Origin of the sequence: Balneatrix alpica DSM 16621, assembly GCF_000619885.1 — a bacterium.
GTDB classification, from domain to species: Bacteria; Pseudomonadota; Gammaproteobacteria; order Pseudomonadales; family Balneatricaceae; genus Balneatrix; species Balneatrix alpica.
Genome location: NZ_KK211041.1, coordinates 312,921 through 335,864 on the forward strand (window position 1 = coordinate 312,921; position 22,944 = coordinate 335,864).

Annotated in this window: 24 protein-coding genes; 5 read left to right on the top strand and 19 right to left on the bottom strand. The window is 55.4% G+C overall.

Annotated features, from left to right (window positions below; genetic code table 11):
- Nucleotide 1 precedes the first annotated feature (1 nt).
- Nucleotides 2–1,171 (bottom strand): cytochrome-c peroxidase, encoded by a 1,170-nt coding sequence (locus Q334_RS0117005; RefSeq protein WP_027314259.1) that lies wholly within the window; start codon nucleotides 1,169–1,171, stop codon nucleotides 2–4.
- A 163-nt stretch (nucleotides 1,172–1,334) separates the two neighbouring features.
- Between Q334_RS0117005 and Q334_RS19665 the strand changes: the two genes are divergently transcribed.
- The gene (locus Q334_RS19665; protein WP_051527905.1) at nucleotides 1,335–1,661 is read left to right on the top strand and encodes a hypothetical protein; all 327 of its coding nucleotides are present in this window, start codon (nucleotides 1,335–1,337) and stop codon (nucleotides 1,659–1,661) included.
- The gene (locus tag Q334_RS0117015) at nucleotides 1,658–2,386 is read left to right on the top strand and encodes a helix-turn-helix transcriptional regulator (RefSeq protein ID WP_027314260.1); all 729 of its coding nucleotides are present in this window, start codon (nucleotides 1,658–1,660) and stop codon (nucleotides 2,384–2,386) included. The genes Q334_RS19665 and Q334_RS0117015 overlap by 4 nt, the downstream gene beginning before the upstream one ends.
- Nucleotides 2,387–2,474: 88 nt before the next feature.
- Here the strand turns inward: Q334_RS0117015 and Q334_RS0117020 are convergent, their stop codons facing one another.
- The 4 genes from Q334_RS0117020 to Q334_RS0117035 are packed head-to-tail and all read right to left on the bottom strand — an operon-like array spanning nucleotide 2,475 to nucleotide 5,870.
- Entirely contained in the window at nucleotides 2,475–3,488 is a 1,014-nt protein-coding gene (locus tag Q334_RS0117020) for a TRAP transporter substrate-binding protein (protein WP_027314261.1), read from the bottom strand.
- Nucleotides 3,489–3,517: 29 nt separating this feature from the next.
- Nucleotides 3,518–4,795: a TRAP transporter large permease subunit gene (locus Q334_RS0117025; RefSeq protein WP_027314262.1), complete on the bottom strand. Its 1,278-nt coding sequence runs from the start codon at nucleotides 4,793–4,795 to the stop codon at nucleotides 3,518–3,520.
- Nucleotides 4,792–5,307, bottom strand: a complete 516-nt coding sequence (locus Q334_RS19670; protein WP_035461932.1) for a TRAP transporter small permease — start codon at nucleotides 5,305–5,307, stop codon at nucleotides 4,792–4,794. Before Q334_RS19670 ends, Q334_RS0117025 begins: the two co-directional genes overlap by 4 nt.
- A gap of 35 nt (nucleotides 5,308–5,342) precedes the next feature.
- A complete protein-coding gene (locus tag Q334_RS0117035; protein WP_155889024.1) occupies nucleotides 5,343–5,870 on the bottom strand; it encodes a gluconokinase in 528 nt (175 codons plus the stop codon).
- Between the two features lie 224 nt (nucleotides 5,871–6,094).
- Here Q334_RS0117035 and Q334_RS0117040 point away from each other — a divergent pair, with 224 nt between their 5' ends.
- Complete coding sequence (locus Q334_RS0117040; protein ID WP_027314264.1) at nucleotides 6,095–7,117, top strand: HTH-type transcriptional regulator GntR; 1,023 nt, start codon at nucleotides 6,095–6,097, stop codon at nucleotides 7,115–7,117.
- A 32-nt stretch (nucleotides 7,118–7,149) separates the two neighbouring features.
- On the opposite strand, the gene Q334_RS0117045 is transcribed toward Q334_RS0117040, so the two are convergent.
- From Q334_RS0117045 to Q334_RS0117085, 9 genes are all read right to left on the bottom strand, one after another.
- Nucleotides 7,150–8,484, bottom strand: a complete 1,335-nt coding sequence (locus tag Q334_RS0117045; protein ID WP_027314265.1) for an HD-GYP domain-containing protein — start codon at nucleotides 8,482–8,484, stop codon at nucleotides 7,150–7,152.
- 112 nt (nucleotides 8,485–8,596) lie between these two features.
- Entirely contained in the window at nucleotides 8,597–10,447 is a 1,851-nt protein-coding gene (locus Q334_RS0117050) for a nitric oxide reductase activation protein NorD (RefSeq protein WP_027314266.1), read from the bottom strand.
- A 17-nt stretch (nucleotides 10,448–10,464) separates the two neighbouring features.
- A complete protein-coding gene (locus Q334_RS0117055; RefSeq protein WP_027314267.1) occupies nucleotides 10,465–11,265 on the bottom strand; it encodes a CbbQ/NirQ/NorQ/GpvN family protein in 801 nt (266 codons plus the stop codon).
- 19 nt (nucleotides 11,266–11,284) lie between these two features.
- Nucleotides 11,285–11,545, bottom strand: coding sequence for a cytochrome C oxidase subunit IV family protein (locus Q334_RS19675; RefSeq protein WP_035461880.1), 261 nt, complete (start codon nucleotides 11,543–11,545; stop codon nucleotides 11,285–11,287).
- On the bottom strand, nucleotides 11,542–12,126 hold the full coding sequence (locus Q334_RS0117065) for a cytochrome c oxidase subunit 3 (RefSeq protein WP_027314268.1): 585 nt from the start codon (nucleotides 12,124–12,126) through the stop codon (nucleotides 11,542–11,544). The genes Q334_RS19675 and Q334_RS0117065 overlap by 4 nt, the downstream gene beginning before the upstream one ends.
- Nucleotides 12,127–12,294: 168 nt before the next feature.
- Nucleotides 12,295–14,019, bottom strand: a complete 1,725-nt coding sequence (locus Q334_RS0117070) for a cytochrome D1 domain-containing protein (RefSeq protein ID WP_027314269.1) — start codon at nucleotides 14,017–14,019, stop codon at nucleotides 12,295–12,297.
- Nucleotides 14,020–14,276: 257 nt separating this feature from the next.
- Nucleotides 14,277–15,668 carry a cbb3-type cytochrome c oxidase subunit I gene (locus Q334_RS0117075; RefSeq protein ID WP_027314270.1) on the bottom strand — a complete coding sequence of 464 codons (1,392 nt, stop codon included), beginning with the start codon at nucleotides 15,666–15,668 and terminating at the stop codon, nucleotides 14,277–14,279.
- A 12-nt stretch (nucleotides 15,669–15,680) separates the two neighbouring features.
- Nucleotides 15,681–16,115 (bottom strand): c-type cytochrome, encoded by a 435-nt coding sequence (locus Q334_RS0117080; protein WP_027314271.1) that lies wholly within the window; start codon nucleotides 16,113–16,115, stop codon nucleotides 15,681–15,683.
- A 123-nt stretch (nucleotides 16,116–16,238) separates the two neighbouring features.
- A complete protein-coding gene (locus tag Q334_RS0117085) occupies nucleotides 16,239–16,685 on the bottom strand; it encodes a pseudoazurin (protein ID WP_035461881.1) in 447 nt (148 codons plus the stop codon).
- Between the two features lie 225 nt (nucleotides 16,686–16,910).
- Between Q334_RS0117085 and yjjG the strand changes: the two genes are divergently transcribed.
- Complete coding sequence (gene yjjG / locus Q334_RS0117090; RefSeq protein WP_027314273.1) at nucleotides 16,911–17,591, top strand: pyrimidine 5'-nucleotidase; 681 nt, start codon at nucleotides 16,911–16,913, stop codon at nucleotides 17,589–17,591.
- Nucleotides 17,592–17,595: 4 nt separating this feature from the next.
- Here the strand turns inward: yjjG and Q334_RS0117095 are convergent, their stop codons facing one another.
- Nucleotides 17,596–18,090, bottom strand: coding sequence for a GNAT family N-acetyltransferase (locus Q334_RS0117095; RefSeq protein WP_035461882.1), 495 nt, complete (start codon nucleotides 18,088–18,090; stop codon nucleotides 17,596–17,598).
- 205 nt (nucleotides 18,091–18,295) lie between these two features.
- Here Q334_RS0117095 and aroA point away from each other — a divergent pair, with 205 nt between their 5' ends.
- Entirely contained in the window at nucleotides 18,296–19,573 is a 1,278-nt protein-coding gene (gene aroA / locus Q334_RS0117100) for a 3-phosphoshikimate 1-carboxyvinyltransferase (protein ID WP_027314275.1), read from the top strand.
- A 60-nt stretch (nucleotides 19,574–19,633) separates the two neighbouring features.
- Here the strand turns inward: aroA and Q334_RS0117105 are convergent, their stop codons facing one another.
- The 4 genes from Q334_RS0117105 to Q334_RS0117120 form a co-directional block, all read right to left on the bottom strand.
- Entirely contained in the window at nucleotides 19,634–20,227 is a 594-nt protein-coding gene (locus tag Q334_RS0117105; RefSeq protein WP_027314276.1) for a YitT family protein, read from the bottom strand.
- Nucleotides 20,228–20,292: 65 nt separating this feature from the next.
- On the bottom strand, nucleotides 20,293–20,781 hold the full coding sequence (locus tag Q334_RS0117110) for a GreA/GreB family elongation factor (protein WP_027314277.1): 489 nt from the start codon (nucleotides 20,779–20,781) through the stop codon (nucleotides 20,293–20,295).
- 210 nt (nucleotides 20,782–20,991) lie between these two features.
- The gene (locus tag Q334_RS0117115; RefSeq protein ID WP_027314278.1) at nucleotides 20,992–21,822 is read right to left on the bottom strand and encodes a sulfite exporter TauE/SafE family protein; all 831 of its coding nucleotides are present in this window, start codon (nucleotides 21,820–21,822) and stop codon (nucleotides 20,992–20,994) included.
- 85 nt (nucleotides 21,823–21,907) lie between these two features.
- The gene (locus Q334_RS0117120) at nucleotides 21,908–22,936 is read right to left on the bottom strand and encodes a methionine synthase (RefSeq protein WP_027314279.1); all 1,029 of its coding nucleotides are present in this window, start codon (nucleotides 22,934–22,936) and stop codon (nucleotides 21,908–21,910) included.
- Nucleotides 22,937–22,944: the final 8 nt, after the last annotated feature.

The window sequence follows — 22,944 nt, forward strand, 5'->3', positions numbered from 1 at the left end:
TTTAGCGGGTGAGCAGGTGCTCATAGCGTTGGTCGGTCAGCATGTTAAGAAAGGCGACCAGCGCCTCTACCCGTTTATCATCCAGCGCAGGGCCGTGCTCTAACTCTGGCAGTGCCAGGTTTGCCGCCACCTCTGGTGGGCCCCAGGGCTGCCCTGTTTCCGGATTGATCTGGCGTCTGGCACTTTTGCTGTTGTACTTATCGTAAAACAGCACCACGGTGCGTAAATCGGCAAAGACGCCGTTATGCATATAGGGCGCGGTGACCGCTACATTGCGCAGGCTGGGCACTTTGAATTTGCCGGCCTGTAGGGCTTGCTGCGCTGGGCTGAGTTTGGGGTTTTGTCCCAAACCTTGATCCTGGCTGCTAGAGGCCACGCCATTGTTGACCCTTAATGCGGTGTTAGTGGGGACGCCAATATTGTGGTAGCGGTAATTAGTGAAGGTTTCCTCCGCCATTTGTGCCCGGGGTTGCAGTTGATGACACTGGTTGCAATTGGTGAATTGCTGGGAGAAAAACAGCGTCATCCCTAACTCTTCCTGTTCAGTAGGCTGGTATTCGCCCCGCAGATAGCGGTCATACTTGGAGTCAAAGGGGCTAAACAGTTCTGACTGTTCAAAGGCAGCAATACTTTGACGCAGCGCCGTATAGGCGGTATCGGCTTGATGCAACACCTGGGGGCCAAAAATAGCCGGAAAGCGCTCAACATAAAGCGGATTTTCCAACAGTCGAGTGAGCACACTGGCCTGATCCGCCATGGCCATTTCCCCTGGATTCAGGGGAGGACCGCCTGCCTGTTCGCTGAGATCCTGTGCACGGCCATCCCAAAACTGTCCTCCGACATAGTCTCCATCACTGTTCTGATGAAATTCAGGGCTGAAGGCGGCATAGGCAGCCATCGGAGCCTGACGATCCCCACGGGAATGACCATCGGCCCCCAAGGAGCCAGCCAGGGCAGGAGTGGTGCTGCGAGGATCGACAAAAGCGGCAGCCGGATCATGGCAACTGGCACAGGCCTGACTACGGTTTGCGGATAAGTTCTTGTCAAAGTAGAGCTGCTGACCGAGCGCTGCCATGGCGCTCTGCTCGGTGCTAGTCGTATCGCTGAGTGCGCTAACAGGCAGGCAGCTTAAGAGCGCGAGCAGGCAGGAGTACAGATGAGGCTGGAACACGGGCTATCCTAGTACAGAGAAAGAGAATAAGAACGCTTCGTGTTGGCATTCTAGGCGAGTTTGCTGCTGAGGTCTTGATCTGTAACAGGAAAAGAGTCCTGACAGGAGATGTCAGGAGGAGGGGGGCACACTGTGGGCTGTTCACCCAGTAAAGGAAAAGACAATGGAAGCGTTAGAGTTAGCCTTGTTTCGTAGCCGTCAGGGCGTGAGTCAGGCCGAGGTGTTAGAGGCCAGCCAACAACTGAGCCCCTGGTTGCAGCGTCAGTCGGGCTTTTTGTACCGTAGTCTGTCCCAGCAAGAAGACGGCCTGTGGGTCGATGTGGTCTATTGGCAAAGCCTGGAGCAGGCGCAAGCCGCCAGTGCTGGTTTTATGCAGGCCAGTGAAAGTCAGGCTTTAATGGCTTTAATTGAGCCAGACTCTGTCCACCTCAGTCATAGCCAGATAGCCTATCGACTGGAAGGGACGATGCGAGATAGCGGAGCAGCATGAGCAAGGCAGAGCGACTGTTATTAATCCTGACGTTATTAAAGGGCAGACGTACAGTGCTGACGGCGGAACAGCTGGCGGCGCGTTTGGAAGTGTCAGTCCGTACCCTTTATCGGGATATGCAGGCGCTCAGCTTAGCCGGCTTTCCAATTGAAGGTGAGGCCGGGGTAGGTTATCGCCTGCGCCCCGGCAGCGCCTTGCCACCGATTATGTTTGATGCCGAAGAAGCCCTGGCGCTACTGCTGGGTTGTCATATGGTTAAGGCCTGGAGTGACCCGACTCTGGCGGCAGGGGCACTGCGGGCGATCGACAAAATTCGTGCAGTGTTACCAGAAGAAGCCAAGCAGCGTGCCGAGCGTACCCCCTATTTAGTGCCGGATATCTGCCAGACGCCAGTGCAGGCCGCGTTGCATCAGCAGCTAAGGGAGGCCTGCGAGCAATACCGGGTAGTGCAGGTGGACTATCGGGATGCGCAAGGGCAGCACAGTCAGCGTAGTCTTTGGCCGTTGGGATTGGTGTTTTGGGGACAGTGTTGGACGCTAGTAGGTTGGTGCGAGCTGCGTCAGGATTATCGCAACTTTCGTTTGGATCGCATTCATCAGCTGGTAACCCTCACCCGTCATTACCCGAAACTGGCGGAGCCGAGCCTGGCCCATTTTATTGCGCAGTTGCCGGCCCCTGATCAAGAACCGCTAGCTAAGGGGCAGGGCAATGCGCCGCAGAGTTGAGATAAAACAGCATCCTGACAAAGACCGCACAGTACAGGTCAGGGCCTAATACTGTGCGGGGTGAGTCCACTATGGGTTGATGAGTGGGTTAGTGGCGGGCGCTGTCGATGGCAGCAAAGAGTTCAGCCACGAGTTCAGGGCCAATTTCCTGGGCTTGGGCTTCGATAGTGGCCTTAGCCTGGGCACGCATCCGTTCCAGTTCTGCCGGGCTGACTTCATTAATCTGCATGCCTTGTGCTTTGAGGAAGTCCATCGCCGCCAAGCTCTGGGCACGACTGTCCTGACGCTCATAGTCCCGGGCTGCCAGCGCGGCCTGTTGGATCAGCTGCTGTTCATCGGCGCTGAGCTTATCCCACCAGCTTTTACTCGCCAGCATAATCCAGGGGCTATAAACATGACGGGTGAGGCTCAAGTACTGCTGCACTTCATAGAACTTGCTGGATTGAATGGTGGTCACCGGGTTTTCCTGGCCATCCACGGTCTTGGTTTCCAGTGCGGTAAACAGCTCGGAGAAGGACATCGGCACCGCATTGGCACCCATCCGGTTAAAGAGGTCGAGGAATACCGGGTTCTGCATGACGCGCAGTTTGATGCCGTGCAGATCTTCCAGTTTTTCCACCGGACGCTTGCTGTTGGTCAGGTTACGAAAGCCGTTTTCCCAGTACACCAGACCCACCAGACCCTGTTCATCAAGCTTGGCCAACAAGGCTTGGCCAAAGGGGCCATCCAGCACCTGATCGGCTTCCTGTTCGTTATTAAACAAGAAGGGCAGATCCCACACGGCAAAGTCTTTGACGATACCGACCAGGGTGGCGGTGGAGCCTACCATCATTTCCTGGGCACCGCCGATCAAGGCATTTTGCATCTGCATATCACTGCCTAGGCTGGCACCGGCAAAGCCTTTGACCTTGAGTTTGCCGTCAGACAGGCGCTTGAGCTCCTCGGCAAAGTAGTTCACCGCGCGGCCTTGGTTACTGTCTTCATTCAGGCCGTAGCCGAAGCGAATAATGCGGTTTTGTACCTCGGCGGCTTGCGCCAGGCTGGTTAGACCCAGGCTGGCCCCCAGGGCCAGAGCAGTCAGAGTTTTCACGAGTTTTTTCATTGTTGTTGTCCTTCAGTGATAGGCATGGGTTAGTTGAGCAGGCTGGCCGGCACAGTGATCAGTTGTGGGAACAGCACAAACAGGGCAATCAGGCCCAGGTACATGAGCAGGAAAGGCAGAATGCCCTTCACCAGGGTTTCCATCGGTTCGCGCGCAACACCGGAAACCACACTCAAGACGGTTCCAATTGGCGGGGTAATCAGGCCAACACAGCCGACCATGACAAACATCACGCCAAAGTAGATAGGGTCGATTCCGGCCTTGATGACGAGCGGCATCAGTACGGGGCCAAGAATCAAAATGGTTGGAGTCAGGTCCATCACCATGCCGATCAGCAGCATGGCGATGACGATTGCCAGCATCAGGGTGCGGGGGCTGTCGAGTAAGGGGGAAAGCAGCTCAATCAGCTCCTGGGGCAGATCCGCCAGGGTAATCATATAAGAGGAAACGATGGCGGCTGCGCAGAGGAACATGACGATGCTGGTGGTGTAAGCCGCCTGGATAAACAGCGGCAACAGCTGTTTCAGGTTCAGTTCACGATAGACCAGGGTGCTGATCAACAAGGCATAGGCGGCGGCCACTACAGCGGCTTCGGTTGGGGTAAAGATGCCCCCACGCAGGCCACCGATGATAATCACCGGCATCAGCAGGGCGAGCAGGCCATCCTTCACCGCCAGCCAGCGTTGCTGGCGGCTCTGTTTGGGCTGCAGTTGCAACTCAATGCCCCCCAGGCTCCAACGCCATGCCAATACCAAGCCGAACCCCATCAGGATGCCGGGAACGATGCCGGCCATAAATAACTGGCTGATCGACAGGTTGGTGGTCACGCCAAAGATAATGAAGGGCATACTGGGGGGAATAACCGGTGCAATGATGCCACCGGCGGCAATGAGCCCACCACTGCGGCCAACGGGGTAACCATGATTACGCATCATCGGTAACAGCAGAGTAGCCAGGGCCGCGGTGTCGGCGATGGCGGAACCAGACAGGCTGGCGAGGATGATGGCGGCAATGATGGCGACATACCCCAGACCGCCGTGGCGATGGCCGACGCAGCTGATCGCCAGGTTGATAATGCGGCGGGATAGACCGCCGGCGTTCATGATTTCGCCCGCCAGGATAAAGAAGGGGACGGCCATCAGGGGGAAACTATCGGCCCCGTTAAGCAGGTTTTGGGCGACCAATTGGGCATCGAAAAAGTCCAGATGCCACATCAGTACGACCCCCGCCAAGATCAGGGCAAAGGCAATGGGCATGCCGAGGCTCATCAAACCAAACAGGGAGCCGAGAAACAGCGCCAGTGTCATGCCTGTTCCTCCTGCTGAAGACGGGGGGCACCGGCTAAGTACGCCTGGGGATCACCCCTGAGCAGTCGGTACAGATTAAGCAGCAAGCAGCAGGCCATACCAAAGGCGGTGAATAAACCGGCGGCGGCCATCAGGGCGAGGGGGTATTGCATAACGGTAGAGCGGACGCGCCAACCAATCTCAAATTGCACCCAGCTGCCCTGCCAGAGTAACCACAGGGCATAAAGCATCAGAGCATGGCTGATCAGCGCGCAGGCGAAACGCAAGGGGGCAGGCAGGCGCCGCTGCAGCAGGTCAAACCCCAGGTGGGCATGGCGGGCCATGGCTAATACGGCACCAATGAAAATCAGCCAGACAAAAAGTAAGCGGGCCAGTTCTTCGGAGACAGCCAGACCGGAGTTAAAGCCATAGCGCAAAATGACATTGCCGAGCACGGCAATAAACATCACCGCTAACGCGGCGGCCATCAGGTATTCCAGGGTGCGGGTGAGTAGGGTGTGCAATTTGATCATCTTATTCTTATCCTCGTCGCGATCCTGAGCCTGCTTTAACATGCGCCGCTACGGGGCAGTTGCGGCAGGAGTTGGGCTAGCAGTTGTTCGGGGGTGTCACGCACATCCAGTTGCCATACCCGAGGTTCGTTATGGGGAATCTCTAAATCTGCAAATTGGCTGGCAAGCAGCGCAGGAGGCATAAAGTGCCCCTGACGTTGTAATAGGCGGGACTCAATGGTGCTGTAATCGCCGTGTAAATAGACAAAGCCCAGCCGGGGACAGTGGTGGCGTAGTTGCTCACGGTAGCGCAGCTTGAGGGCAGAGCAGCTGAGCACTGCGCCTTGCGGATGGGCCGCAAGTAACTGGCCTAAGCGCTCTAGCCAGCCCTGACGATCACTGTCCTGTAAAGGAATGCCTTGGCGCATTTTGTGCAGATTTGCCTCTGGATGATGTTCATCCCCTTCAATAAAGGGCAGGCCCAGTTGTTGTGCCAGGCGTTGTCCCATCAGGCTCTTGCCACTACCGCAGACTCCCATCACGACCAAATGACAAGGCTGTTCGGGGGGGATTGAAGCTGTCATGTTAGCGCTAACATCCTTCTTGCTAAAAAAACGCCGGGCTAACAGATCACTCAGACTGGCTTTAGCCAGAGGGTTGCACCTGTTAGGGTGGCGTGATGATCATCCTGCTGCGCAAGATGACTAGGCTGGAGATAATGTTAGCGGTAACATTGGCGCTGTCAAGTGTGAAAATTCCTTAGTCAGCCAGCAAAACAGCCAACAAGAACAACCGTCAAGGATGTGCGATGAAGATCCCAGCCAGGGCCAAACGCAGTGCGGCCGGTAAAGTCACCCTGAATGAGGTGGCGGAAAAAGTAGGGGTAAGCGCGATTACCATCTCCCGGGCGTTGCGCACCCCGGAGAAAGTCTCCGCAACGTTGCGTCAGCGAATTGAGGAAGTGGTCGAGGAATTGGGCTATCGCCCCAATCAGGCCGCCCGCGCATTAGCATCGGCCCGTTCCAATACGGTTGTGGTATTGGTGCCATCGCTGGCGAACGAGGTATTTGTGGATACCCTGGCGGGGATCTATGACGTGCTGCACCCCCAGGGTTATCAGGTACTGATCGGTAATACCCGCTACTCCAGTGAGGAAGAAGCCAAGTTGCTGCGTGCTTATCTGGCCCATAATCCGGATGGCATCCTGATGACGGGCTTTGAACACACGGCGGAGGTGGAGGCACAACTGGCCGGCAGTGGTTGCCCGGTGGTGCATATGATGGAACTTGATCCACAACGCCCCTGCGTGGGTTTTTCCCAATTGGATTGCGGCAGAGCCATGACGGAGTATTTGCTGGCGCAAGGCTACCGCCGCATTGGTTTTATTGCTGCTCAGTTAGATGCCCGTACCCTGAAAAGACGGGAAGGCTATCGGCAGGTACTGCAGGAGCAGGGATGTTATCGGGCAGAGCAGGAAATCAGTGTGGCGGATGCCTCCTCGGTGGGGTTAGGGGCGCGCCTGGCCCAGCAACTACTGCAACAGGCTCCGCAGTTGGATGCGCTGTTTTGCTGTAACGATGACTTGGCCCAGGGAGCCTTGTTCTTTTGCCAACGTCAGGGGATTGCCGTGCCTGAGCAGTTGGCTATCGCGGGTTTTAACGACTTGGCTGCATCGGCCTGGACAGTACCCTCCATCACCAGTATTGCCACGCCACGTTATGAAATCGGCAAGCAGTCCGCTCAGCTTTTACTGCAGCTGTTGGTTGGGCAGGGGGAGGCGCAGCGGGTGCGGGATCTGGGCTTTGAGTTAGTGGTACGGGAGAGTACCTGACAGCCCTGCCTACTCTGGCAGGATAGGCAGGACTAGGCACTTTTTGCTTGGGTGGCCTGGGGCTCCATTTGAGCATACAGGGCGCTGAGCTGAGTTTTCAGGGGTTCAGGGGCTTCTTGCTCAACGATATGCAGTACCCGTTTTTGTTCGCGAAAACGCCAGAGTAACTCGTCATACATCAGAATGATTTCTTCCATCTCCGCATAGGAGCTATCAAGTTTGTTTTGATAGACGTGGGCGATCCAGCGTTGAATGCCATCGGTCAGAATGCCCGAACGGGAGACCAAGGCATCCAACGCTTGAGTGATAGCCTGCAAACTGCGTAAGTAGCGGTGCTTGGAAGGCTCTTTGGGGAGGAGTTCCAAGAGTTTGATGGTTTGTTCGGCATAGCTGTTTAACTGTTTGGCGGTTTTAACCAGTTTAGGTAGCGCCGCCAGTAAATCTTCATCGTTGCCAAATAGACGGCTGGGGCGAATACCCGCCAGTTTGATCAGGCTGCGGCTGGCTTCATAAACCTCCGGCTGAAACCAAAAGTCGTTGATTTGTAATACCGGCAGTAACATCAAAAAATCATGCTGGGCATGCCCCTTACTAAAGCGCAGAGCATAGAGAGTATCGGCGATGGCGATGACCTGACTGGCGGTGCTGATTTCCTCTTTAAAGCGGGCACTGGGGTAGCCTGAACCATCACAACGCTCATGGTGTTCCAACACAGCACTGATCACCGTTTTGGGTACTTCTTTGATGGTCTCCAGAAACATTTTGCCAATCAGCACATGGCTTTGAATGGCGCGCCATTCTTCCGGGCTAAGTTCCCGTTCTTTATTGAGAATTTCCGGCCGCAGATGCAGCATGCCAATGTCATGTACCAGTCCCGCGAGGAATATTTCCCGTGGAATCACATCAGGCCGTTGTAGCCGGCTGGCAATAGCAAAGCCAAACCAGGCACAGAACAGCGCTTTGCGATACTGATCAGGCAGGCGGGCACGTAATACCGTCAGCTTTTGCACCACCAGTGGCAGGCGCATCACCCAGTCGCGGGCCTCAAGCAGGCTGGCTTCAGTTAAATGCTGGCTTAAGGCCAATAAGTCAGCGGAATGTTTGAACTGCTGGTTGAGGTCTGCCCAGAGCTGCTCACGAGTCAGGCTATGGGCCAGGGTGACGCTTTGTTCCAGCGGCTGTTTAAGCTTGTGACGGATTAAACGCTCGGCAGTTTTGCTGTTAATGGCCATGCCTTTTTTAGCCAGCAGCACCCCTTGCTCGTTATACAAGTCATCGGATGCCAGCACCGTATTGTGGTTATTAACCTCAGCCAGGTGCTCGACATAAACATCAACTTTGGTGGTTTCGTATTCCAGTAAAGGCATGGGAGGTGAATCAGTTGTGGAAGCTGTAACCCACTTCGGGGACAGCACCACACCCGAAGCATCCATTCAAGTTAGGCTTATGGGTGTGGCTGAGGGGGTTATCAAGCCCTGGCTACTGACCAAGGCTGGCGGTGAGGCGTGCGTAGAGTTTGGGGAGGGCTCGGGGTAATTGGGCCGGGCGGCGCACATGGGCATAGTGACCCTGGCCGAATAAGTAGGGCAAATAATCTTCGGCACGATCATCGATGGTCAGGCAGAAGGGAATCAGCCCTGCCTGGCGGGCTTCCCGTATCGCCATCCGGGTGTCTTCAATGCCATAGCGCCCTTCATAGTGGTCAAGATCATTGGGCTTGCCATCGGTCAGGATCAACAGCAGCCGATGCTGCGCATCCTGCTCCAGCAGCAGTTGGCTGGACTGGCGAATCGCTGCTCCCATGCGGGTGTAGTAGCCGGGTTCAATCGCCTGGATGCGGCCGCGGATTTGGGCGTTATAGGGTTCGTGAAAATGTTTCAGGCAGCTAAAGCGTACCTGTTCGCGGGTGCGCGAGGAAAAACCATAGAGGGCAAAGGCATCGCCGCTGCGATTCAGGCTTTCACTAAACAGCAACAATCCATCGCGGATCAGGTCGATGATGCGGCTTTCCTTGCCGACCCAGGCATCGGTGGAGAGGGATAGATCGGCCAACAATAAGCAGGCCAGATCCCGCTCTTGCTTATGCAGTTGGCGATAGAGCTTGGGACTGGGCTGGCTGTGGCCAGTGCCAAGTTGACCACGGAAGTTAAGGTAGGCTTCCAGGTCAATCTCACTGCCATCTTCTTGCTGACGGAGCCACTGGCGACGGTTTTGCAATGCCTCAAACTGGCGGCGCAGACGCTTGGCCAGAACCTGCAAGTGTGATGGCAGGGGCTGGGCTGGGCAGTTAAGAGGAGCGAGGGTGTGGAGTAAACACTGATTGGGCAGCAGGCGTTGTTGGCGATAGTCCCACTCCGGCAGGCTGATAGGGCCCGCCAGGGGGCGGGCATCCACTGCGGCAGCGGGCAGGTCGAGGTCAAAGCGAATGCGGGAGGCGAGGCTGTCCTGGTCGCGGGCGATGCTGAGGCGTTCACTGTCGTCAGCATTCTGCTCGGCCTGGCTGAGGTCATCGTCCTCTTCGCAGCGGCGGTCCAGCTTGATGAAGTCGGCCAGGGTAAAGAGGCTGGTTTCATGGCGCAGGGCCAAGAGCCCGCCTTCATCCTTGGGCATCTCTGTGCGTTCGGCCTGACGCTTTTGCGCCCGGCTGTCCTGCTGAGGGCCACCCGCAGGAGTCTGGCCGCCGTCCTGCACGGCATCGGCCTGACTGGTGTCCAGGGCACTGAGGGGGGGGACAGGATGTAACCAGAGTGCAACGGGCTGGGGCTGGTAGCGGCAGTGGGGCAATTGGCTGACGGAACCGGGCTGGGTCAGCGCTTGGCGGAGCAGGCGTTCTTGCTCGGCCTCCGGGCTTGGCAGGGTGGCAGGAGCTGGACGTTGGGCGAGATGGGCCTGCACCAATTGAGCGTAGCTGTGGACTAGGCCGGGAAAGTGCACCAGCACCCAGTTGACCTGGGCCTGACTGCGTTGATACCAGTGACCAGGCAAGGCGGGGGCACAGGCCAGGGCGGCTAACCAAAAATACAGTTGGCGGTTGAGATCAGCCTCGGCAAAGAGGGCCAGTTGGGCGGGCAGATGCAGGGTATTGCCGTCGCGCCAGGCCAGTTCTACCCGGGTGTGGCTGCCCGCCAGCCGTTGCAGCCAGTTACGCCTTTGCTGATAACGGGTTGGGGTGGCGGCACTGAGGCTGAGGCCTGCATCGCCCCCCAGAGCGCGAAAGTAGATGCCCAGGACTTTACGCATCTGTTCCAGACTGACCTGGGCCTGGCTATGACGGTTATCCGCCAGGCGGGTAATCCACTTGTCCCAGTATTGGCCAACCGCTTCTTCCATCACATTTTCCTTACAGGCTAGAGATCCAGATTGGCCGCCACCACTGCCCGCAGGGCGGCCAGGGTGTCTTGATCATCCGATAAGGGTTCGATCAGGGCAGCTTGGCAGGCGGTCAGGGGGGCGATACCGGAACGAATCAGGCTGGCGGCGTAAATTAGCAGGCGGGTGCTGGCGGCTTCTTCCAGGTCAACATCCTGTAATTTGCGTAGCCCCTGGGCGATGCGTACCAGGGGGCGGCAACGCTGTGGGTCCAGCCCTGACTCCTGGGCGACTACGGCGATTTCCTGTTCGAGGGGGAGATAGTCGAAGCTGATGGCGATAAAGCGTTGGCGGGTACTGGGTTTGAGTCCTTTCATCAGTGACTGGTAGCCGGGGTTGTAGCTCATTACCAGCATAAAGTTTGCGGGGGCCTGCAGCAGCTCACCGGTGCGGTCAAGCGGCAACAGGCGGCGGTCATCGGTCAGGGGGTGAATGACCACGGTGGTGTCCTTGCGTGCTTCCACCACTTCATCGAGGTAGCAAATACCCCCCTGGCGTACTGCACGGGTGAGGGGGCCATCCTGCCAAAGCGTATCACCCTGGCCGATCAGATGGCGGCCAACCAGGTCGGCTGCGGTCAGGTCATCATGGCAGGCTACCGTGTGCAGGGGCAGAGCCAGGCGGGCGGCCATATGGCAGATAAAGCGGGTTTTGCCACAGCCAGTCGGCCCCTTGAGCAGTACCGGCAGACGTTGTCGGTAAGCGTGTTCGAAGAGGGCGATTTCTTCCCCCTGGGGTTGATAGAAGGGCAAGTCAGTAAGTTGAGGGGCAGTGTGCATGAAGGGCTCCTAAGCAGGATTAGGCATAGAGCAGTAGCCAGGCGGCCAGAGCGATGCTGGGGCAATAGGCTTGCAGCAATAAGCGCAGCCAGCCGGGGGCCTGACGTAACTGCATAAAGTGATCGACCACCAGGGCGGCCTTGAGCATGCTCAGGGTGAGAATCGCTGCGGCGATCACGGGGCGTTGCGGCGGGGATAGCAGAGCGGCACTCAGGGTCAACAGCAGTAGAATGGCCCAGAGCAGGGTAAGGCGATGGCCGCCGCTGAGGAGCGCGCTCATAACAGGTATACCAGCGGAAAGAGAATCAACCAGACCAGATCCACCATATGCCAGTAGCTGGCACCGGATTGCAGCCCTTGACTGTGGTTGCTGTCAGCATGGTCAGCGTAAAGGTGCCAGGCCATCCAGGCCAGAATCAGCATACCCAATATGACGTGCAGCAAGTGGAAGGCGGTGAGCAGGTAATAACTGCTAAAGAAGGCATTGCTATCGAGTTGCCAGCCCTGTTGCCACAGTTGCTGGTATTCCCAGCCTTTGAGCAGGCAATAGGCCAGGCCACAGAGCCAGGCGCCAAGCAGCCAGGCTGCTGCCTGCTTGGGGCGCGGTTGTGTTTGTTGCAGCTCCATGGCCATGGCGACGGCATAGCTGCCACTGAGCAGCGCTAGGGTATTGATGACACCAAGCCAGGGGTGGAGCAAATCCTGGCCGTTACTAAACAACAGAGGCTGTTGATGGCGGAAAATCAGCCAGACCAGAAACAACAGGGCAAACACCGCCAGCTCGGCCAGAATAAAGCACCACATCGCCAGATCACCGGGGATGCTGGGTTTGGTGAGGCTTGGGCTTAGGGCAAGGGACATAGACACTCCATTCAACTGCCCTGATGCTAGCCTGGCGCGGCTGTGATGGGGTTGATAAGGGTCAATGCTTGACTGAAATACTGGGTTTTTGGGGAGGAAAAACCCCCGCCGAAGCGGGGGGAAGGGGCGTTTGCAGCAACTTCTCAGGTTGCTTCCTTGAGGTAGTGATTAGTAAATATCGTGCATTGTGTTGTACATATTGAATTTGCCGGTGGGGGTGATCAGACGCTCATCCTTGATGACTTTCTTGAGTTTGAGGGTTTTGTCATCGACCACCACGATGGCAGATTTTTGCTCTTTGCCGTTCCAGACCGAGAACCAGACTTCATCCCCGGCTTGATTGTATTCCGGCTGTACAACCCGCTTGGGGCCTTCGCCCAGATCGGCCCATTCAGCGATGGGGAGTACCTGATAGGGTTGGTCGAGCTGATCGACACGCCAGACGGCGACGGATTGGCTGATTGCTTCCAGGGGATTAAGCGCCGTATCGGCATAGATATGCTTGGACTCTGGATGGGTCTTGACGAACAGATTGCCACCGCCCTGACCCTTCAGGGTGCGTACTACTTGCCAGGCTTGCTGCGGATGTCCGCTAGGATCTGTACCGATCAGGGAGAAGGTCTCATCACCCAGGTGGCCTGTCATCCATACAGGACCAAACTCAGGATCAACAAAGTTGGCTCCGCGACCTGGATGAGGAATTTTACCTACATCAACCATGGCGGTGATTTTGCCTTCTTTCGAGTCTAAGACGGCGACTTTATTCGACTGGTTGGCGGCGGTCATAAAGTAACGGTGGGTCGAGTCCCAACCGCCATCATGCAGGAAGCGGGCTGCCGGGGCTTCAGTCACGCTAAGGTTATCGATGTCCTCGTAGTTCACCATCAGAATTTTGCCGGTCTCTTTGACGTTGACAATAAACTCAGGCTTTTCGTGGGAGGCCACAATAGCGGCGACCCGGGGCTCAGGATGGTATTCCTGGGTGTCGACGGTCATGCCACGGGTGGAGACAATTTTAAGTGGCTCCAACGTATTGCCATCCATGATGACGTATTGAGGTGGCCAGTATGAGCCAGCAATAGCGTACTTATCCTCAAAGCCTTTGTATTTTGAGGTTTCCACCGAGCGGGCTTCCAGGCCTATTTTAATCTCCGCTACCCGATCAGGTTTTTCCATCCACAGGTCGATCATATCGATCTTGGCATCACGACCGATGGTGAACAGGTAACGACCTGAAGAGGAGGGGCGAGAGATGTGCACGGCGTAACCGGTTTTGACGATGTTGATGATTTCTTTGCTATCCCCATCAATCAGGGCCACCTCGCCGGAATCGCGCAGGGTGACGCCAAACACATTTTTGAGATTGTATTTATTCATTTGTTTACTGGGGCGCTGTTCCGGCGCAACCAGCACCTTCCAGCTATTTTTCATCTCCGGCATGCCCCACTCTGGTGGCGTTGGGGGTTCGTGCTGAATATAGCGGGCCATGATGTCGATTTGTTGCTCGGATAGCTCACCGGAGGTGCCCCAGTTAGGCATCCCGGCGGCAGTGCCATAACTGATCAGGGTTTTCAGATATTGGCTACCCTTGGGCTGAGTGACATCGGGGGTGAGGGGTTTGCCAGTTGCCCCCTTGCGGAGCACCCCGTGGCAGCCTGCGCAGCGTTCAAAGAAAATCTGCTTGGCTTGTTCAAACTCTTCAACCGTCATATCGGGGGCGCCTGGGGTCATGACCAGATTGGCACTGTCGACGGTGGAAGGAGCGCTCTGGTAGGTGGCTTCGGCAGCGCTTTGCGTGCTGTGTTTGGTTTCGGCCTGGGCAGTGCCGATGGCGATAGCGAGTGCGGTCAGGGTCAGCAAGCTGACTTTTCCTGGACGGAAACGGGCATGCATGGTCTCTCTCCTTAATCCTGCATCACGGGCTTCACGGCGGGCTCCTACAACCGTGGAGCCATGCTAGGTAGGTTGGCTGTAAACTAACTTGATGGTCATCAAATCAGCTCGGCAGCTGGAAATATCCTGTAGCAAAGTTGACCAGGATCAGCTTTAGGCAGCATCGACATAAGAAAAAGCCCGCCAGAGTTGGCGGGCAAGACTCCTAGCATGAGCGTGCAGAGGAGTGGACAGTGCTAGGTTGTAACGCGGACGGATTAAACAGGCTGGGCGAGGGCGACCTCCTCTTCCTTACCCTTGACGAAGAAGGAATAGAAATACACCACCAGACCAATCAGGAAGGTTGCCCCCGCGGCTAAGCGCAGCCAGTAGAACAGGGCAATTTTGTCCTGGGTGAGCATGAAGGGCAGCGGTGTTTCGGTATAGCGTTGCAGCCACACTTGCAGGACGCCTGCGGCGGTAAGGAATAGGGTGATGAATACCATGGAAATGGTCATCAGCCAGAACCCCCACATTTCCCATACCTGGGCGGCATTCGAGTTGGCAACCCGGCCGCGCATAATGGGCATGGCGTAGGAAATCATGCACATCACGATCATGGCGTAGGCACCATAGAAGGCCATGTGACCATGGGCGGCGGTAACCTGGGTGCCGTGGGTATAGAAGTTGACCGGGGCCAGCGTATGCAAAAAGCCCCATACCCCTGCACCGAGGAAGGCCATCACCCCGGTGCCCATGGCCCAGAGTACGGCAGCCTTATTGGGATGTTCACGGCGGCGCTGATTGACCATATTGAAGGCAAACAGGGTCATTAAAAAGAAGGGAATGGGCTCCAGTGCGGAGAAGATCGAGCCGAGTATTTGCCAGTATGCTGGGGTGCCGATCCAGAAATAATGGTGACCGGTGCCGATAATGCCGGTGATCAGCGCCATGGCGATAATCATATACAGCCACTTCTCAATCACCTCCCGATCCACACCGGTGGTTTTGATCAGTACAAAGGCGAGGATCGCCCCGAGGATCAGTTCCCACACCCCCTCTACCCACAGATGCACCACCCACCACCAGTAGAATTTGTCTTTGACCAGGTTGTCCGGGTTATAGAAAGAGAACAGGAACATCAGCGCCAGCCCGACCAGGCCAATCATCAGCACCAGGGTAATGACGGTCTTGCGGCCACGTAGCATGGTCATGCCGAGGTTAAACAGGAAACCCAGGGCAACGATAACGATGCCGATTTTGGTAATGGTGGGTTGCTCTAAAAACTCCCGTCCCATGGTGGGCAGCAAATCATTGCCAGTGAGTTTGGCCAGGCCGGCATAGGGAACGAGGAGATAGCCCAAAACAGTCAAGGCACCGGCCACCAGGAAAATCCAAAACAATGCCATCGCCAGTTTGGGGCTATAGAGTTCGGTTTCGGATTCCTCCGGAATCAGGTAATAAGCGGCGCCCATAAAGCCAAACAGCAGCCAGACAATCAGTAAGTTGGTATGCACCATGCGGGCGACGTTAAAGGGGATTTCTGGAAAGAGAAAATCCCCTACCACATATTGCATGCCGAGAATCAGGCCAAACAGAATTTGCCCGGCAAACAACGCCAGGGCGGCAATAAAGTAGGGCATCGCCACTTTTTGTGAAGCATATTTCATGGTCGTCTCTCCTTAGCCCTGAATATTGGGTGGCCAGCCAGCGGCATTAATCTGCGAGCTGTACTTGAGGAATTCCGCCACGGCCTGTAGCTCTTCTTCGCTCAGGTTGAACTGGGGCATGGAGCGGCGGCCCGGAATGCCTTCGGCAGGGCGACTCTTGATAAAGGCGACGATGGCATCGGTCGAATGGCCGAAGCGCTGGTAAACATTGCCCAGCTCCGGTGCGTAGTAAGCACCCTCACCGAGCAGGGTATGGCAACCGATGCAGTTATTTTCTTCCCAGACTTTTTTGCCCAGGGAAACCTGGGGAGTGATGTTGGCCCGGTTATCGGTCTTGGGTAGTACCGATTCGGTATGCAGGGTCAGGCCTAAAAACACCAAAATGAAGAACAGGCTGCCTCCATAAAAGATGTTTCTGGCCATGGATTTGGTAAAGGTTTCATTCATCACGGCTCTCCTCATCCTTGGCATCAAGTGATACCCGAGCGGGATTGTCGGAAAAGCCAGGTCATGCGGCATTGACGATAATCAAGAAGCCTTAGCCGCATGGGGCTAAGGCTGTTGGCGGGATTACTGTACTTGGCTTAGATAGCCCTGCAGACGGTCTTTATTCATCACAAAGGTGCTGCTCAAAGCGGGGGCATTGGCTTTGATTTCAGCCAGGTTGCTGGCCTCTCCGGCGACAATGACCCCCACCATGGCCATGATGCTATGGGGCAGGCACTGATACAGGTAGACCCCCTCTTTATCCAGAGTGATGGAGACTTTCTGGCCCATTTCACCCTTCCAGCCCGTTGCACCTGCAGGGCTAAGTGCAGGGATGGACTCGGCATTATGGCCAGGATCACTCGGCTCAAAATGAACGGTGTCGCCTACCGCCACCTTCAACACGGCAGGCTCAAACACCATGGTGCCGTCACTGCCTTTATTTTTCATTTGTACGATATGTTCGGCGGCCAGCGCGCTTTGAGTGCAGCTGCTGAGCAGCAAAGCAGTGAACCAGGGCTTGATTGACATGGGAGACTCCTTGGGTTTGTTGACTAAATGCAACTAATTATCATTTGTGTATTGCCTTGACCATGCTTCTTTACGTTGTGCCGCCTAGCACCTAGGTGTTGATACGGAAGTGCTGTGAATGAAAAAGGGGGCAATGCCATCAGAGGGGAGCTGCGTTGACAGCACAGGGAGGGGCTGCCAAGGTAGCCGCTATTAAAGAGCGGTGTTGGCAGTGAGGTGGTAGTAATGCAGTACGAATGGATTCTGTTTGATGCGGATGAAACCCTGTTTAGCTTTGATGCCGAGGCGGGCTTGCGCCATATGTTTGCTCAGCTTGGCTATCATTTCGGCGTGGAGGACTTTGCTGCCTATCAAGCGGTAAATAAGCCTCTGTGGGTGGCCTACCAGGATGGGCAGATCACTGCCGCACAGTTGCAAACCGAGCGTTTTACCCCCTGGGCGGACAAGCTCAAGGTGACAGCGGCGGAACTGAACTCACGGTTTTTGGCCTCGATGGCGGACATTTGTGCACCCTTGCCGGGGGCGCGGGAGCTGGTGGAGGCTCTGCACGGTCGGGTCAATCTGGGCATTATTACCAATGGTTTTACGGAGCTACAGCAGGTGCGCTTGCAACGCACGGGGCTGGCCCATGCCTTCTCCACCCTGGTGATCTCGGAGCAAGTGGGAGTGGCCAAGCCGGATAAAGCCATCTTCGAGCATGCCTTTAGCCTGATGGGACAACCGGATAAACAGCGGGTATTGATGGTGGGGGATAATCCACATTCGGATATTCTGGGTGGTCTGAATGCCGGCATTCACACCTGCTGGATCAATGCCAGGCAAGAACCTGCCCCAGCGGGAATCGCTCCCCACTATCAGGTGCAAAACCTGTTTGAGTTAAAAGCCTTGCTGCAGCCTTCTGCCTGAGCAGTCAGAGGGCTTTCTGCCAATAGCCCACATCAATCCAGCGCTCAAACTTAAAGCCCACCTGATGAAAGTGGGCAACCTTGACCATGCCGAGTTTTTCATGCAGCGCCACGCTGGCGTCATTGGGTAGGGCAATCACCCCAATAAACTGGCGTTTCCCCAGTGCTTGCAGTTGCTCAAGCAACTGTTGATAGAGGCGGCTGCCTAAGCCCTGACCCTGGGCAGTCGGCTGTAGGTAAAGGGTACCTTCCACGGTATAGCGATAGCCCTGGCGCTCTTTCCATTGGCTGGCATAGCTATAGCCCAGCAGCTGTCCCTGATGCTCTGCCACTAACCAGGGCAGCCCCTGCTCCTGTTGCACCTTTTTGAGACGTATTGCCATGGTCTGGGCAGATACCGGCTCCTCCTCAAAGGTGATAATGCTGTGGCGGATATAGTGGTTATAGAGGTCAGCCAGGGCGGGGGCATCGTGCGGGGTGGCAGGGCGAATCTGTTGCATGAGGATTACCATCTATCAGGGTGAGGTATGTCATGCAGCATAGGCAAATATCAGGCCGGATAGTGAGGAATGAACAGCCAGGGGCAGGCCGCTATCCTCTTATCCGAATCTAAACTTGATGCCAGCCCGGCATAGCGGCATTATCCATGCTCTTATAAAGGGCGCGGCCCTGATACCGACCTGTGCAAGATAGAAACGCTGATCCATGGAAACCCTGACTCTTTCTCCGCTTAGCCACGCCGAAGGCGAGGTGCAATTGCCCGGCTCCAAGAGCCTGTCAAACCGTTTACTGTTATTGGCCGCCCTGGCCGAAGGCCAGACCAAAGTCGTTAACCTGCTCGACTCTGATGATGTGCGCCACATGCTCAATGCCCTGAGCAAATTAGGGGTGAGTTATGAGCTGGCTGCTGACAAGCGTAGCTGTGTGGTGAATGGTGTGGGCGGGGCCTTTGCTGCCGAAGCGGCAGAACTGTTCCTGGGTAATGCCGGGACAGCGATGCGCCCGTTGACCGCCGCCCTTTGCCTGGGCAAAGGCGAGTTTGTCCTGACCGGTGAACCGCGTATGTATGAACGCCCCATCGGTGACTTGGTGGATGCGCTCTTACCCCTGGGGGCCGAGGTGGAATACTTAGGTGAGCCAGGCTTTCCACCGCTGCGGATCAAGGCAAATGGCCTGCAAGGCGGCAGCGTCAGTATTAAAGGCAATATCTCCAGCCAGTTTTTAACCGCCCTGCTGATGGCGGCGCCCCTGGCGCAAACCGAGCTGGTGATTGAGATGGATGGCGAGTTGGTCTCCAAGCCTTATATCGACATTACCCTGCACGCCATGCGCCTGTTTGGGGTGAGTGTGGACAACCAAAACTATCAGCGCTTTGTGGTGCAGGGTGGACAGCGTTACCGTTCACCTGGTGAGGTTATGGTGGAGGGGGATGCCTCCTCGGCCTCATACTTCCTGGCCGCTGCCGCCATTGCTGGTGGCACTGTGCGGGTGTACGGCGTTGGCTCCGAGTCAGTACAAGGAGATAAAGCCTTTGCCGAAGTACTGGGCAAAATGGGCGCCAAGGTGACCTATGGCCCTACCTGGGTGGAAGTCAGCCGGGGTGAATTGAAAGGGGTGGACCTTGATCTGAACGCCATTCCTGATGCGGCGATGACCATTGCCACCACCGCGCTCTTTGCCGAGGGTAAAACCGCGATTCGCAATGTCTATAACTGGCGGGTAAAGGAGACGGATCGACTCCATGCCATGGCGACGGAACTGCGCAAAGTAGGAGCAGAGGTAGTAGAAGGGCACGACTTTATCGAGATTACTCCGCCAGCTCAGCTCACCTCCGCGGCGATCGACACCTATGATGATCACCGGATGGCGATGTGCTTTTCCCTTGCCGCCTTTGGTAGCGTGCCTATTACCATCAATGACCCGGGCTGTACCCGCAAAACCTTCCCCGAATACTTCGACCTGTTTAAGCGAATTACCCGTTAAGCTTGCTCTGGGTTAATAAAGCCGCCTGATCGGGCGGCTTTTGTTTTTGCGTCATCCCAATCAGGCAATCTGATAGCGCCCTGGCTTGTGGTTAAGCGTCAAAACAAGGTTGCACATAATGGCGGCCAATACTGACAGTGCGAGCACCCACCAGGGCACAATAAAGAATGAGGCCACTACAATCAGGCAGTCCAGCACCATCTGTACCAATCCTGCTCGCACACCTCGGCTTTTTTGCAGGTAGAGCGCCAGAATCCCAAAGCCACCGAGGCTGGAGTGATGGCGAAACATCACCAGCATTCCCACCCCAATTAACATGCCGCCGGCTAAGGCGGCATAGATGGCATCAATCTGCTGCAGTTGAATAAGCCAGTGCAGGTTATCGACACAGATTGACACCACGCTGACCGATAAAAAGGTATTGAGGGTGAAGCGTCGCCCCATTTGTTGCCAGGCCAGGTAATAGAATGGCAGGTTCAACACAAAGAACCATTGGCCAAAACTGAAGTCAGTGAGATGGGTGAGCAGCAAGGTTAACCCAGCGGTGCCGCCAGTCAGCAGCCCCACTTCTTTAAATAGAAAGACCCCCAGTGAGACCAGGCTGGAGGCGACGATGAGTGCTAATAAATCTTCATAAAGGGGATGGCGTGGCATCGTGATAACACCCTGATCAAATAAGGGCGCCATTATCCGCAAGACAGGCCTTTTGAGCAAAAACTTTACAGGGTGTTGCTTATATTTATCACTTCCAGCTCCAGTCTCTGCCCATCCCGTTGCCAGAGGAGTTGATCCCCACACTGTTTGGCTAGCAAGCTCTGCCCCAGTGGGGAGAACAGGCTAATGCGCCAATGATTGGGATCGGCTTCGTCCTCACCTACCAACTGAAATTGCCAACGATGGCCTTGTTGATCCAGGCACTGTACCCAGCAGCCGAAGCTGACCTGGCTAGGCTGTGCTGGCACCTCTATCACCTTGGCGCTGGTCAGTCGCTGTTGCCAAAAATCCCGGAGCTGGCGCAGTCGGGGTAATTGTCGCTGAGCTTCCAGGTTGTCACGCTGTTGCTGTAAACGCAGGTAGTCCTGCTGGTATTGGCGTAGTTGTTCACTGAGGCGCAGATAACCTGATGTTGTCAGATAGCAGGGGTGCTGGCGCACTAAGCTGGGCAGGCTATCGTCGTAGTGTTCTTCATTGACAAAGGCGCGGCTCATCTAGCGAACTCTCATACATGGACGGTGGTCCAGGGTTATGCCTTAACCACTAAGGGGTCGGCAAGCCAGGTGTCGGTTGAGTGCTTCTGCAGGTCGTAAAAAGGAACCTAGGCACTGCACTCCTCGTCCCGATACTGCCCACTAGACGGACAGTATGGGATGGCGTTTCAGCAAAAGAGGGGAGTGGGTGACGGGAGCTCTAAAAGGCGCTTATAGCAATAGCTGTATCAACATCCGCATGCCGGTGATCAGCAAGACGACAGCAAACACTTTTTTCAGTTTGGCGGAGTCTAATTTAGCGGCTAACGATGCCCCTAAGGGAGCGAATAAGACCGTTAGAGGCACAATACATAGGAAGCCCAGCAGATTGACTAGGCCAAACGTGCCTACCGGGGCATCGGCAGGCGCGCTGCCAAAAACAAGCATCGTTAAGGCACCAGGTAATGAAATGATGAGACCTATTGCCGCTGCGGTACCAACCGCTTTATGGGCGGGATAGTTATAAAGGGTGAGGAGCGGAACAGAAATAGTGCCGCCGCCAATGCCAACCATTGAGCTGAAAAAGCCAATGGATGTGCCCATGGCAGTTTGCCCAGCCTTGCCTGGTAGCGCTGGGAACAGTGCGGACTTACCTGTTCTGAAGAGCATATTCAGCGCCGATAAAGTCGCAATGATCCCGAACAGGGCGGTAAGCCAGGTGCCATCAACACGAGTGACCAGCCAGCTTCCTGCTAATACGCCTATAAAAATAAAGACGGTCCAGCGCCGTAACAGAGCAAAGTCAACGTTGCCTTTTTGCTGGTGCGAGCGAATGGAACTGATTGATGTCGGTACAATGGTGGCTAATGAGGTAGCGGTGGCGATGACCATGGCGGACTCCGGCGAAACGCCAAAACCCTGAAATACAAAAAACAGCACCGGCACAATGACGATGCCGCCACCTACGCCTAGTAAGCCTGCCAAAATCCCTGCAAATGCCCCGGTGGCAACCAACGCTAAAAGCGTTGATATATTGCTTGTTAAAAACTCAATCATGTTCATTCGCCAATTACTTCAATTGGTGTGACATCAAAATGACGTCAACGAGTAGGGCATTTGCCGATCTCTAATGGGCCTGAGTAGCGAGTTAGGTTGAAAGCTCGTTTCTCACAATTTCCGCACCTGCCGCAAGTGCATCCAGCTTGGCTCTTGCCAGCTCCCGTGACAGGGGGGCCATACCACAATTGGTACATGGATAAAGTTTGTCTGCCTCGACATACTTAAGTGCTTCGCGCAGGGTAGCGGCCACTTCTTCCGCGGTTTCAACCACATCGGTAGCGACATCAATTGCGCCAACCATGACTTTTTTACCCTTGAGCAACCCGAGCACTGCAAAGGGGACACGACCGTTGTGGCATTCCAAAGAAACAATATCAATACTGGATTTTTGAATGGCGGGGAAAGTTTGTTCGTAGTGGCGCCATTCCTCCCCCAGGGTCTTTTTCCAGTCGGTATTGGCTTTAATGCCATAGCCATAGCAAATGTGTACGGCTGTCTCGCATTTTAGTCCTTCTGTCGCTCTTTCTAGCGCTTCGATACCCCATTCATTGACTTCATCGAGAAATACATTAAAGGCGGGTTCATCAAACTGGATTATGTTAACGCCGGCGGCTTCCAGCTCTTTGGCCTCTTCATTCAAGGCTTTGGCGAATTCGAATGCCAGCTTTTTGCGATCTTTGTAATAGTCATCATAGAGTGTATCCACCATGGTCATCGGACCCGGCAGTGCCCACTTAATAGGTTGGTTGGTTTGGCTGCGCAGGAATTTGGCGTCTTCAATAAATACCGGTTTCTGGCGGCTAACAGGGCCAACAATTCCTGGCACACTGGCATCGTAACGGTTGCGAATCCTCACGGTTTTCTTATTTTCAAAATCTACCCCGCTCAAATTCTCAATAAATGTCGTTACAAAATGCTGACGGGTTTGTTCGCCGTCACTGACAATATCAATTCCGGCTCTTTCCTGCTCTTGCAGGGTGATGCGCAGGGCGTCCTGCTTGCCATTAATGAGTGCTTCGCCTTCTAGTTTCCAAGGAGACCAGAGTTTTTCAGGTTCAGCCAACCAGGAGGGTTTAGGCAAACTACCGGCAGTGGAGGTAGGAAGTAGTTTTTTCATAAAAGTAC

Excerpts from the sequence above, each read along its gene's own strand:
- Q334_RS19665 (WP_051527905.1), top strand. The coding sequence starts at position 1,335 with ATGGAAGCGTTAGAGTTAGCCTTGTTTCGTAGCCGTCAGGGCGTGAGT.
- Q334_RS0117015 (WP_027314260.1), top strand. The coding sequence starts at position 1,658 with ATGAGCAAGGCAGAGCGACTGTTATTAATCCTGACGTTATTAAAGGGC.
- Q334_RS0117020 (WP_027314261.1), bottom strand. The coding sequence starts at position 3,488 with ATGAAAAAACTCGTGAAAACTCTGACTGCTCTGGCCCTGGGGGCCAGC.
- Q334_RS0117025 (WP_027314262.1), bottom strand. The coding sequence starts at position 4,795 with ATGACACTGGCGCTGTTTCTCGGCTCCCTGTTTGGTTTGATGAGCCTC.
- Q334_RS19670 (WP_035461932.1), bottom strand. The coding sequence starts at position 5,307 with ATGATCAAATTGCACACCCTACTCACCCGCACCCTGGAATACCTGATG.
- Q334_RS0117035 (WP_155889024.1), bottom strand. The coding sequence starts at position 5,870 with ATGACAGCTTCAATCCCCCCCGAACAGCCTTGTCATTTGGTCGTGATG.
- Q334_RS0117040 (WP_027314264.1), top strand. The coding sequence starts at position 6,095 with ATGAAGATCCCAGCCAGGGCCAAACGCAGTGCGGCCGGTAAAGTCACC.
- Q334_RS0117045 (WP_027314265.1), bottom strand. The coding sequence starts at position 8,484 with ATGCCTTTACTGGAATACGAAACCACCAAAGTTGATGTTTATGTCGAG.
- Q334_RS0117050 (WP_027314266.1), bottom strand. The coding sequence starts at position 10,447 with ATGGAAGAAGCGGTTGGCCAATACTGGGACAAGTGGATTACCCGCCTG.
- Q334_RS0117055 (WP_027314267.1), bottom strand. The coding sequence starts at position 11,265 with ATGCACACTGCCCCTCAACTTACTGACTTGCCCTTCTATCAACCCCAG.
- Q334_RS19675 (WP_035461880.1), bottom strand. The coding sequence starts at position 11,545 with ATGAGCGCGCTCCTCAGCGGCGGCCATCGCCTTACCCTGCTCTGGGCC.
- Q334_RS0117065 (WP_027314268.1), bottom strand. The coding sequence starts at position 12,126 with ATGTCCCTTGCCCTAAGCCCAAGCCTCACCAAACCCAGCATCCCCGGT.
- Q334_RS0117070 (WP_027314269.1), bottom strand. The coding sequence starts at position 14,019 with ATGCATGCCCGTTTCCGTCCAGGAAAAGTCAGCTTGCTGACCCTGACC.
- Q334_RS0117075 (WP_027314270.1), bottom strand. The coding sequence starts at position 15,668 with ATGAAATATGCTTCACAAAAAGTGGCGATGCCCTACTTTATTGCCGCC.
- Q334_RS0117080 (WP_027314271.1), bottom strand. The coding sequence starts at position 16,115 with ATGAATGAAACCTTTACCAAATCCATGGCCAGAAACATCTTTTATGGA.
- Q334_RS0117085 (WP_035461881.1), bottom strand. The coding sequence starts at position 16,685 with ATGTCAATCAAGCCCTGGTTCACTGCTTTGCTGCTCAGCAGCTGCACT.
- yjjG (WP_027314273.1), top strand. The coding sequence starts at position 16,911 with ATGCAGTACGAATGGATTCTGTTTGATGCGGATGAAACCCTGTTTAGC.
- Q334_RS0117095 (WP_035461882.1), bottom strand. The coding sequence starts at position 18,090 with ATGCAACAGATTCGCCCTGCCACCCCGCACGATGCCCCCGCCCTGGCT.
- aroA (WP_027314275.1), top strand. The coding sequence starts at position 18,296 with ATGGAAACCCTGACTCTTTCTCCGCTTAGCCACGCCGAAGGCGAGGTG.
- Q334_RS0117105 (WP_027314276.1), bottom strand. The coding sequence starts at position 20,227 with ATGCCACGCCATCCCCTTTATGAAGATTTATTAGCACTCATCGTCGCC.
- Q334_RS0117110 (WP_027314277.1), bottom strand. The coding sequence starts at position 20,781 with ATGAGCCGCGCCTTTGTCAATGAAGAACACTACGACGATAGCCTGCCC.
- Q334_RS0117115 (WP_027314278.1), bottom strand. The coding sequence starts at position 21,822 with ATGAACATGATTGAGTTTTTAACAAGCAATATATCAACGCTTTTAGCG.
- Q334_RS0117120 (WP_027314279.1), bottom strand. The coding sequence starts at position 22,936 with ATGAAAAAACTACTTCCTACCTCCACTGCCGGTAGTTTGCCTAAACCC.